The sequence below is a fragment of the Devosia indica genome (assembly GCF_003056405.1).
In the GTDB taxonomy this organism is placed as follows: Bacteria; Pseudomonadota; Alphaproteobacteria; order Rhizobiales; family Devosiaceae; genus Devosia; species Devosia indica.
Genome location: NZ_PYVZ01000030.1, coordinates 1 through 10,106, shown reverse-complemented (window position 1 = coordinate 10,106; position 10,106 = coordinate 1). Strand labels below are relative to the sequence as shown.

The following is a 10,106-nucleotide window of genomic DNA, read 5'->3' as shown; positions in this document are numbered from 1 at the left end:
CGCGCCATCGCCGTTGCCGGCGTTGCTTCAACACTCAGGGCGATAACAGGATGAAGGGAGCCTAGGTGCTCCATCGCAAATTACCTGAGCCAACAGCCGCGCGGAGTTCTCACACAGCCTCGGGCGCGTTGCTGCTCGGCTGCTCCCTGCCCATTCTCGCCGACTCTCTACGAAGGCTATAGCGGCCATGGCAAGGTAGCCCCAACAGCGCAGAGGTTCTTCGCCACAGTGCAGCCTGCTGTTCTGGGTCACATCGCTCAAGCGCCTGCTGTCTGCAGCGCCTTTGATGGTCCTCGGAAATTCCAGGTCCTCCAGGCTGCAAAAGTCACTGCCCCGCGACGAGAACATACAGATTATCCGCTTCAACTCACCGGCAAATGCGATCGCGGACCCACCCTAGACGGGTCCTGTTTGCGCCGCACGAGCGTGAATAGCTGCCGAAACCGCGCGATATGCCGCAAAAGCCCAGATCGCAACAGTGGCGACGCCAAAAGCGGCGGCCACGGGCCGACTGAAGAAACCAAGCAAATTCCCATCGGCGATCATCATTGAAGTGGTGAAGTTGGTTTCCACAAGCGGACCGAGCACGATGCCCAAGATAATGGGAGCAATCGCGATCATGCGCGCCTCCAGCACGTAAGCGATGACACCGGCGCCCAACATCATCATCACGCCGAACATGGAGTTGTTGATCGAATAGGAGCCGACGATGCAGAACAGAAGGATGGCAGCGTTGAGTAGCGCTCGCGGCACCTCGAAGATGTGGCGCGCGGTTTTGGCAGCCACCCAGCCTAGCGGCAGCATCAACACGTTGGCAATGGCGAAGACGATCATCACCGCGTAGAAGTTCTCGGGGCGCAGCGTCATCAACGTAGGGCCGGGATCGAGCCCTTTCATGACCAGCACACCCACTGCGATGGCGGTCACGGCGTCACCGGGAATGCCGAACACCATGGCGGGAATCCAGGATGCGCTGAGCGCTGAATTGTTCGTGGCCCCTGCTTCAACCAGTCCCTCGGGATGTCCCGTACCGAACTTTTCGGGCGTCTTGGATGTGCGCTTGGCCAATGAATAAGTGATCCACGCGGCAAGGTCGCCGCCGACGCCGGGCAGCGCTCCCAACAGCGAGCCGATGAGCGAGCCACGCATCTGGTTCTTACGGTACTTCCAGATGGCGCCCAACGCGCCCTCGAAAGGGTTCTTGACTGACATTTGCGGCACGGCAGCCATGGCCCGGCGCCCCGAACGCATCACTTCGGACACGGCAAACATGCCGATCATCACCGGAATGAAGCTGATACCACCCATGAGCTCAAGAACGCCAAAGGTAAAGCGCGGCGTCGCGGTGAGCGGATCCATGCCCACCTGCGAGATGAACAACCCCAGAAGCAGCGCGAGCGCCCCCTTGACCAGACCGCCCGACGAGATGAGCGCGGCGCAGCTCAATCCCAGAACGGCCAGCCAGAAATACTCGAAGCTGGAAAAGCCAAGCGCCGCCTTTGCCAACATGGGCGCGGCAAACAGCAGGAACATGAAGCCGAAAAGGCCACCCAAGACTGAGCCCATTACGCCGATGCCAATGGCAAGGCCAGCCTGACCGTTTTGCGCCAGCCGATAGGAATCCTCGACATACGCGGCCGAAGCCGGCGTGCCGGGGATGCGCAACAGCGTTCCGGGCAGATCGCCGGCTGTGATGGCCATGGCGGTACATGAAATGATCGCGGCGATTGCCGGGATGGGATCCATGTAAAAGGTAATGGGCACCAGAAGCGCGGTCGCCATGGTGGCCGTCAGGCCGGGGATGGCACCGACAAACAGGCCAAACACGGCGGCGAGGAAGATGGTGAGTAGCGTTTCGACGTTGAAGACGAGACCGGCGGCGAGAACAAATGCTTCCATGGTCTTTTATCCCAGAATACCGCTGGGCAGCGGCACGCGCATCAGCTCGGTGAAGGTGAAATAGATGAGCGCGGTGGCGACGGGGCTGAAGATAAGCGCCTTCATCCAGTTCCCGCCGCTCATGCGCACGATGATGGCTGCAAAGCCGGTGCCAGCAACCAGGAACCCGAGATAGGGCATGACCACGATCACTGCGATCAGCGCAGCAAGGACACCGGCGGCGAACCACGTGACGAGCGGTGGGGCATCGTCTTCCGGCAGGTTGCGTTCCAACCATCCCTGCACAGTCAGCGCTGCGCCCATGATGGCCATACCGCCGCCAACTATGGAGGGGAACAGCCCCGGACCGACGTTCATGCCGGGCAGAGTGTTCATGTTCAGCGCTTGCTGCAATATGGCGGCACCGGCCAGGGCAAAGATGATGCCTAGCGCGCTGTCCATCGGGATTACCTGCTTCACGCGTGTCTCCTGACTGCACCGTTCAATCGGCAGTTGACGCGGCCCTTTTAATGCTGCGCGTCAGCTAAAGGATCAGGACGCCGGTCGTCGATGAACGAGAACGGCGCCCTGAGAAGTGGAGCGGCCGGCATGCGCCGGCCACCGTCAAACATCTGGCTTACTCGGCGAGTCCGACAGCCTGCAGGGCCTTGCCGATGGATTCATCGGCGTCCTTCATGAAGGCCTCGAAGCCTGCTGCATCGCGATAGTCGATGCCGAAATTGCGCTGCGCCATGAAGTCGACGAACTCCTGGGAGTTCACAACCGTGTCCAGGGCTTCCACCAGGCGCGCCTTGACGTCTTCAGGCAGGCCTTTAGGTGCGGCGATACCGCGCCAGGCGTATGCGGCCCACTTGTTACCCAGAGCTTCTTCAGCAGTAGGAACGTCGGGGGCAGCTTCAACACGCTCATTGGCGGCCACGATCAGCGGCTTGACTTCGCCGGCTTCAACCATGGGGCGAGCATCAGGCATGGTGGTTGCGACCACTTCGATCGCACCAGAGGCGAGAAGCTGAAGGCTCGGTGCGGCACCTTCCGAGGGCACCCACGGCGCCGTCGCCGGGTCGATGTCGTTGGTCACCAGCACGCCGGCCCAACCAAGGTGTGCCATACCGCCCAGGTTGGCGCCCGATGCCTTCACGGCGCCCGGATTGGCGCGCACATTGTCGAGCAGCTCGTCGATGCTGGGACCGTCAGCCCGGACGAAGATGGCCTCAGGATCGGCATTGAACAGAGCGATAGCTTCATAGTCTTCGTAGTTGAGCGGCGAAACACCGGTCCAGTGGTACATGGACAGCTCGGTGGTGATCACACCCAACGTATACCCGTCGGGCTGTGCGTAAGCGATCTCGGTGTGGCCCACGATGCCACCACCGCCGGTGCGGTTGATCACGTTAATAGGCTGACCCAGCTCTTTTTCGAGCAGGGTGGCAATGATGCGACCCGTCGCATCGGTGCCACCGCCGGCACCCCAAGGCACGATCAGGTTGATGGCCTGCTCAGGATACTGAGCGGCGGCCGGCGCAACCGCCATAACCGAAAGCGCGAAGGCGCCAATAAGCTTCTTAAGGTGGTTCATTTCTTTCCTCCCAAGGTAGTCGGCTTTCCGACATACGGAACACGAGATGCCGTATTGCAGGCATATATACCATATACCGGAACTAACATGTCAATCCGAATCCCAAATTTTGTGGCAATTCACGGCGTACCCGCCCAATCTGATTGACAACAAGAGATCATTCCCTCTATCAGTTTAAGGGACAATATTCCGCATTATGGAATTTTAATCGCGCCGGGCGGAATTCGCCCTACGTTTGGGTAATTTGAAGGACGGGCTCGCCATGGTGGCGACCGTCCACGCTGTGGAGGAATTCGATGAGCAACCCTATCGCGCAAAAGCTGCGCAACACGCTGACAGGCATCCTGCCGCCGCTGTCCATGCCTTTTGATGAGCATGGCAATCTCGCCAAGGGCGCCCTGAAGGCGCAAGTCGACTTCATGATCGACTCCGGCGTGAACGGAATCGTCGTCGGCGGTTCGACTGGCGAAGGCCACACCCTGTCCTCGACCGAATTCACCGAGGCCATGATCGAGGCGCATGACGCTAATGCCGGTCGTGTGCAGTTTGTCGTCGGTCTTATTGTTCAGTCGACCCGTGAAGCCATTGATCGCGTGAAGGCTCTGGGCGACATCAAGATCGACGCGCTGCAGGTCACCCCGGTCCACTATCTGTTCAAGCCGGGCCGCGAAGCCACGATCGAGCACTTCCGTGCCATCTGGGAAGAGACCCAGGTGCCGATTCTGATCTACAATGTGATCCCCTGGAACTACCTTTCGATCGACGACATGCTGGCCATCATGGAGGCCGTGCCCGGCGTTGTGGGCATGAAGCAGTCCTCGGGCGATGTGAAGTCGGTGTCCGATCTCATGCTGCGCGCCAAGCCGGAAAACCTCGTGCTCACCGGCATCGATGCGCTGCTCTACCCCAGCTTCGCACTTGGCGCCCATGGCGCGATCAGCGCCCTGACCTGCGCCGTACCCGGTGTCACCGTAAAACTTTTTGACGCGGTTGAAGCCGGCGATCACAAGACCGCCAAGGACATCCACTTCCGCCTGAACGCGCTCTGGAATTCTCTGCGCCACGACAACCTTCCGGCCTGCGTGAAGTACATTCAGCACCGTCAGGGTCTGCCCATGTTCCACCCGCGCGCGCCGATGGAGCGCGTGACCGACGAGCAGAAGGCCGCGATCGATGCCGTGCTCGGTCCGGTTCTGGAACTGACTTCGGTCCGCGCCAGTTCGGCTGCCTGATTGCGCAATGGCGGGCCAGCACGCAGCTGGCCCGTCCACTCCGACGACGCCTGGAGGGAACACATGAAAAAGCTGATCAACGACCCGGCTAACTACGTCGAGGAAATGCTCGACGGGCTGTGCATGGCTCATCCCGGCCTGACCCGGGTGGGTGGCGACAAACGCGCCATTGCGCGTACGCAAGGCATGCGCAAGGGCAAAGTAGGCGTCGTATCCGGCGGTGGCTCGGGGCATTTGCCGTTGTTCACCGGCTATGTAGGCGAAGGCCTTCTCGATGCCTGCGCAATCGGAAATGTATTTGAAGGTCCCACCATCAATTCGTGCCAGGACGCCATCGCAGCGGCAAATGGCGGTGCAGGCGTCTTGTGCCTGTTCGGCAATTATGGCGGTGACAAGATGAATTTCGAAATGGCTAGCGAATTTGCCGCCATGGACGACGTGCAGACACGCACCGTGCTCGGCACTGACGACATTGCCAGCGCCAAACCCGAAGAGGCTGAGAAACGCCGCGGGGTTGCCGGACTGATCTTCGCCTACAAGACGGCTGGCGCAATGGCCGCTACTGGCGCCGAGCTCGAAACGGTCGCCACCATCGCACAGAAGACCGTCGATCGCACGCGCACCATCGGCGTGGCGACGTCGTCGTGCCAGATCCCCGGCGCTGCCGGCCCCAATTTCGAGATCGGTGATGATGAAATCGAAATGGGCATGGGAATTCACGGCGAGCCAGGCATCTGGCGCAAGCAGCTGCGTCCGGCCGATGCGCTCGTCGATGAGATGATCGAAATGCTGTTGGCCGAGCGCCCCGACGACACACGCCGCGTCTCCGTCCTCGTAAACTCCCTGGGTTCCACGCCCTTCGAGGAACTGTTCATCCTTTACCGGCGCGCAGCTGAAAAACTCGACGCTGCCGGACTGACCATCGTTCGACCGCTCATTGGCCCGTACGTGACATCCATGGAAATGGGCGGTGCTTCGATCAGCCTGTGTTTCCTGGATGAGGAAATCGAGAGCTTGCTTGGTGCTCCGGCTAGCTGCCCATTCTGGACGGTAGAATAAGAGATGACGATCACTCTGAACACGCTGAGCACGGCGATTGCCCGCGCCCACGCGGCCATGAGCACGTTGACCGATGAGTTGAACGCCGCCGATGCCAAGCTGGGCGATGGCGACACGGGCACCATGCTGGCGCGTCTGATTGCGACCTTCCACAGTGTCGATGTGGCCGACGCTCCGGATCTGGGTGCCGGTTTTCTGGCCCTTGCGAAGGCGGGCGCTGCATCCACTGGTTCCAGCCTGGGAACACTTATCATCACCGCAATGATGACAGCGAGCAAGGCGACCGCCGGAAAGAATGAGATCGCCTGGCGTGAACTGGCTCCGATCATCGCTGCTATTCGCGATTCCGCTATGGCACGCGGCAAGGCAGAATTGGGCGCCAAGACTATTGTCGACGGTCTCGATGCTCTTGCTAAAGGTGTTGAGGGCAACACCACCGCCGCCGAAACCGCTGACGCTGCGCAGCAGGCGATGGACGCGGTTCTCGACGCGTTTCGTGATCGTCCTTCCGCGATGGGGCGCGCGCGGATGTTCGCAGAAAAGAGCGTGGGCCTGGACGACCCCGGCATGCTCGCACTGGCCGAAATTGTGCGCGCTGTCGCCTCCGCGGATCACCATGGCAACAGCCCTGCTGCTTGAGGGCGTCGGCGAAGTGAATTATGAAAACCCCGCTTGAACCTTGACCCAATGCCATCAAGCGCAGCTGAGAGAAGTAATCTGTGACCGACACTGATCAAGCCGAGGCCCCGGCCAAGCGCTCCAGAAGCGATGAGAGCCTTAAGTCGCTGACTAAGGTGTCTCACGTGCTCGATTGCTTTGATACTTCTCACCGCGCGCTGACGCTGGCCGAAATCTGCGCAAAGACGGGCTTTCCGCGCTCCACCACGCATCGACTTCTGGCGGCCATGCGCGAAGTCGGGTTCGTCGAACAGGACCGGGAGCGCGATTCCTATCGGCTCGGGCTGCGCCTCTTTGAACTTGGCAACACGGTTCTGGCCAATCTTGAACTCAACCGGGAGGGGCATTCCATTGTTGATGCGCTGCACCGGCTGACAAACCACGCCGTGCATCTGGCTGTGTTCGACGGGCATCGAGCGGTGGTGATCCAGCGCACTGAAGCCGAACCCATGCTGTCCAACACTATGGTGGAAAATTCCCCAGTCCATTGCACCAGCGTCGGAAAGGCTATCCTGGCCTACCAGCCCGCAGAGATAGTGAACCGCGTCATTGACGCTGGCCTGCAGCGCTATACCGAATCCACGATTACCGACCCGGACGCGCTGCGTGCTGAATTGACCAAGACGCGCGCGCGGGGCTACGCCATCGACGAAGGGGAACATCAGCCCGGCCTGCGCTGTGTTGGCGCGCCCATTCGCAATCAGGCCGGTCATGTGTTCGCAGGCATCAGCGTCAGCGCACCGGCCTGGCAATTGCCGCTCACTGAGGTAGACAAACTCAATCAGGTCGTCATCTACCACGCCAATCTGATTTCCCAGCGGCTGGGATACGTGCGTTCGTAAATGCATCGCCTCCCCTCCTCCGGTGGGCGTGATAGTGACGGGCGGCGGCGAGGCGACAGCCCGCGATCCGTAGCCTCAGACGGGTCCGCCGGTTTTCCCGACAGGCCATATTTCTTGAAGGTCTTCACCCGCTAGAATGCGCTGGCGGCACTGCACCTCGGTCTTGCCCAGTTCGTCGGCAGCATCCGCGATGACCCCGACCAGTTCATGAGGAATGACGACCACGCCGGTCACATCCGCGAAAATTACATCCCCGGGTCGGATGCGCACGCCATCGATATCAAGCTCTGTCTGATAGTAAGTGGCCTCCATGCGACCGGAGACGCCAACCGGGCTCATGCCTTTGGCAAATAGCGGGTAATCGAGCTTGCGCACCTCGGCGAGGTCACGCACCGTGCCGTTGACCACGGTCGCTGCCGCGCCCTTGGTCTTGGCGCCGCTCGACATCAATTCGCCCGTGCCGGACCCCTCCGCACATGAGCTGTCGACCATGAGTATGCCGCCCTTGACCACGGCATCAATCGCGCCGTGATAAACGTCCTGCGGCTGGCCGACGCGGCTGCTTTTCTCATAAAGCACCGTCGAAACAGGGCCGCACACCACCTGACCGGGTGCCAGAACACCGAACTGCGAAATGCCCTTGAGATAGCCATAAGGCCCGCGGCCATCGAGCACATCGTGAATGTCGCCTGAATACCATTGCGACAGACGTTTGATGGCAGCCCAGTCGGTGTTGTTGTAGTCATAAGCCGCCATTTACGGTTGTCCCTTTTTTACAGCGTCAATCGCCTGATGAAGATAGGTGGTGGAGTTATCGATGTGCTCGCGCATCAAGGTGCGGCTGCGTTCAACATTGCCCTTGCGAATGGCGTCGAGAATGGTCCGGTGTTCGGCCACACCCTCAGCCTGGGTCTTGCTCGGCACCCGGCTCGTGAGCCGGATAACCTCTGTGATCAGCCCGTAGAGATTGGCGTAGACGCTGGAGAGAATTTCATTGCCCAGCGACTGCACGAGGGCGAGATGAAAATTGGCGTCCGCTTCGGCGTATTGCGAAAAGTCCTTGGCAGCGGCGAGGCTCTCGATTGCCGCATCGACCTCGTCGGACAGCGCGCCCTCACCGCCTGCCAGCCGCCCCACCACTTCGAGCTCAAACATGCGCCGCACATCCATGAGCTGAACCAGATAGCCAGGATCTTCGGCAAAGAGTGCCTTCACCGTTGTCGCAAGCGAGCCGAGGAACTGCTCGACGTCGTCACGCACGACTTCCGCCCGCTCGCCATGCCGGCGCCGCACCAGCCCCTTGGTTTCAAGAACCTGCAGCCCTTCACGGACCGAGCGCGTCGAGATGGAAAAGCGGCGGCCAAGCTCGGCTTCCGAAGGCAGGCGCTCGCCTACCTTCAGTTCCCCGGCCAGGATTTCCGCCTCGATGGCGGCGACCACCGTGGTGTGCAGCTTTTCCCGCTCAGACGCGCCGCCGGTCACCATGCGGTAAAGCCGCCATCGACCACGACATTGGAGCCGGTCATGTATGTGGAGGCATCAGACGCCAGGAACTGGATGACGCCGTTGTACTCGCCCTTTTCGGCCTGACGGCGCATCGGGACACGCTCGAGGAAGTTATCGACAAACTCTTTATCGAAGCTGCCGGTCTTGACGCCGCCGAAGGAGATGAGATTGCAGCGGACGTTCTTTTCCGCCCAATAGGTCGCCACATAGCGGGTCAGATTGACCAGACCGGACTTTGAAGCGGCATAGGACACGGCCTTGACGAAGGGTACGCCATCGCGCTCTTCGCGATAGGCATAAAGCGCCTGATTGGGCGAGACGATGCCGTAGATCGAGCCGACATTGATGATGCTGCCACGGCCCTTCTCGGCCATCTTGGCGCCAATCACCTGGCTGCACAGCATAACGCCGGTCAGGTTGACATCAATAATCTCGTCCCAGAATTTTTGCGGGTAGACCTCAAAGGGTGCGTTCTGTTCCGCGCCACCATCAGGCTTGGAGTCGATGCCGGCGTTGTTCACCAACACTTCGGGCACCCCCCAGTCGGCAATAACCTGGTCGGTCGCGACTTCTAGCTCGGCCTTCTTTGTGACACTGGCTTCGTATACGCGAACACTTTCGCCAAGCCCGGGAAATAGCTCATCAAACTGCTCCGCACTGACCGGACGCCGACTGAAAACCGCCACTTTCGCCCCGGCCTTGGCCAGCGAGGTGGTAAATTCTCGACCCAACTGCCCCAGACCTCCGGTGAGGATCACTACTTTTCCAGCTACGCTGAACATATCCGACATGAAACTCTCCCACTTATGTCATAAGTCATATGTCATAAGTTGGCCATGTCGATCAAGTCCGGTGTGCGAGTAGGTAGTTCGCTGAGTTCTCGGCTAGATGATCCGCACTTTGGCAAGGGCCCCGTTTTGTTGGGAATTCTCGAGGTGAAATGACACTTCGCGGTCAATTCGATTGGCCGGACGCCCAGCGTGTCCTTCGGCTAAAGACATTGGGCGAACTCGAAGAAATCTTGCGCTACGCTCTGTCCAAACCCGTCCATGAGCTGGGAAACGACGCTTCCAAACATGGGAGATTGAGCCTGCCCGACGGCTATGTTTCTTCATTCAGTCGACAGAGCGGCAAAGCGGACCGGCGGATTTCCGGACTTTGCTAAGGCTAGTTAAATGTCTGAAGTGGTGAAGATCCTATGGGGATGGAAAGCGGCGAGCGCTCTGCCAGAGTGAGGTCGCCAAACATCACCTGGAGGTCAGCATGCAAGCCAACAGCACCAAAGCCCCGGCCGCTATCCGCGTCGATCTTGCC

General features: G+C 60.1%; 10 protein-coding genes. 4 read left to right on the top strand and 6 right to left on the bottom strand.

Translation table 11 applies throughout. The annotated features are described in order from the left end of the window. Positions 1-396 precede the first annotated feature (396 nt). The 3 genes from DDE76_RS19015 to DDE76_RS19005 all read right to left on the bottom strand — a co-directional run bounded on the left by DDE76_RS19015 (position 397) and on the right by DDE76_RS19005 (position 3,475). A complete protein-coding gene (locus tag DDE76_RS19015; RefSeq protein WP_104892171.1) occupies positions 397-1,899 on the bottom strand; it encodes a tripartite tricarboxylate transporter permease in 1,503 nt (500 codons plus the stop codon). A 6-nt stretch (positions 1,900-1,905) separates the two neighbouring features. After that, positions 1,906-2,358 (bottom strand): tripartite tricarboxylate transporter TctB family protein, encoded by a 453-nt coding sequence (locus tag DDE76_RS19010; RefSeq protein ID WP_157955928.1) that lies wholly within the window; start codon positions 2,356-2,358, stop codon positions 1,906-1,908. A 157-nt stretch (positions 2,359-2,515) separates the two neighbouring features. Further along, positions 2,516-3,475: a tripartite tricarboxylate transporter substrate binding protein gene (locus tag DDE76_RS19005; protein ID WP_104892169.1), complete on the bottom strand. Its 960-nt coding sequence runs from the start codon at positions 3,473-3,475 to the stop codon at positions 2,516-2,518. Positions 3,476-3,771: 296 nt separating this feature from the next. On the opposite strand from DDE76_RS19005, the gene DDE76_RS19000 reads away from it, so the two are divergent. The 4 genes from DDE76_RS19000 to DDE76_RS18985 all read left to right on the top strand — a co-directional run bounded on the left by DDE76_RS19000 (position 3,772) and on the right by DDE76_RS18985 (position 7,286). Continuing rightward, complete coding sequence (locus DDE76_RS19000; RefSeq protein WP_245892086.1) at positions 3,772-4,707, top strand: dihydrodipicolinate synthase family protein; 936 nt, start codon at positions 3,772-3,774, stop codon at positions 4,705-4,707. A 63-nt stretch (positions 4,708-4,770) separates the two neighbouring features. Next, positions 4,771-5,766: a dihydroxyacetone kinase subunit DhaK gene (locus DDE76_RS18995; RefSeq protein ID WP_104894764.1), complete on the top strand. Its 996-nt coding sequence runs from the start codon at positions 4,771-4,773 to the stop codon at positions 5,764-5,766. 57 nt (positions 5,767-5,823) lie between these two features. Continuing rightward, on the top strand, positions 5,824-6,405 hold the full coding sequence (locus DDE76_RS18990) for a DAK2 domain-containing protein (protein ID WP_245892085.1): 582 nt from the start codon (positions 5,824-5,826) through the stop codon (positions 6,403-6,405). Positions 6,406-6,485: 80 nt separating this feature from the next. Then, a complete protein-coding gene (locus DDE76_RS18985; protein ID WP_104892167.1) occupies positions 6,486-7,286 on the top strand; it encodes an IclR family transcriptional regulator in 801 nt (266 codons plus the stop codon). Between the two features lie 75 nt (positions 7,287-7,361). On the opposite strand, the gene DDE76_RS18980 is transcribed toward DDE76_RS18985, so the two are convergent. The 3 genes from DDE76_RS18980 to DDE76_RS18970 are packed head-to-tail and all read right to left on the bottom strand — an operon-like array spanning position 7,362 to position 9,583. After that, complete coding sequence (locus tag DDE76_RS18980) at positions 7,362-8,042, bottom strand: RraA family protein (RefSeq protein WP_104892166.1); 681 nt, start codon at positions 8,040-8,042, stop codon at positions 7,362-7,364. Continuing rightward, positions 8,043-8,771, bottom strand: coding sequence for a FadR/GntR family transcriptional regulator (locus DDE76_RS18975; protein ID WP_104892165.1), 729 nt, complete (start codon positions 8,769-8,771; stop codon positions 8,043-8,045). Beyond that, on the bottom strand, positions 8,765-9,583 hold the full coding sequence (locus DDE76_RS18970) for an SDR family oxidoreductase (protein ID WP_104892164.1): 819 nt from the start codon (positions 9,581-9,583) through the stop codon (positions 8,765-8,767). The genes DDE76_RS18975 and DDE76_RS18970 overlap by 7 nt, the downstream gene beginning before the upstream one ends. Between the last annotated feature and the right edge of the window lie 523 nt (positions 9,584-10,106).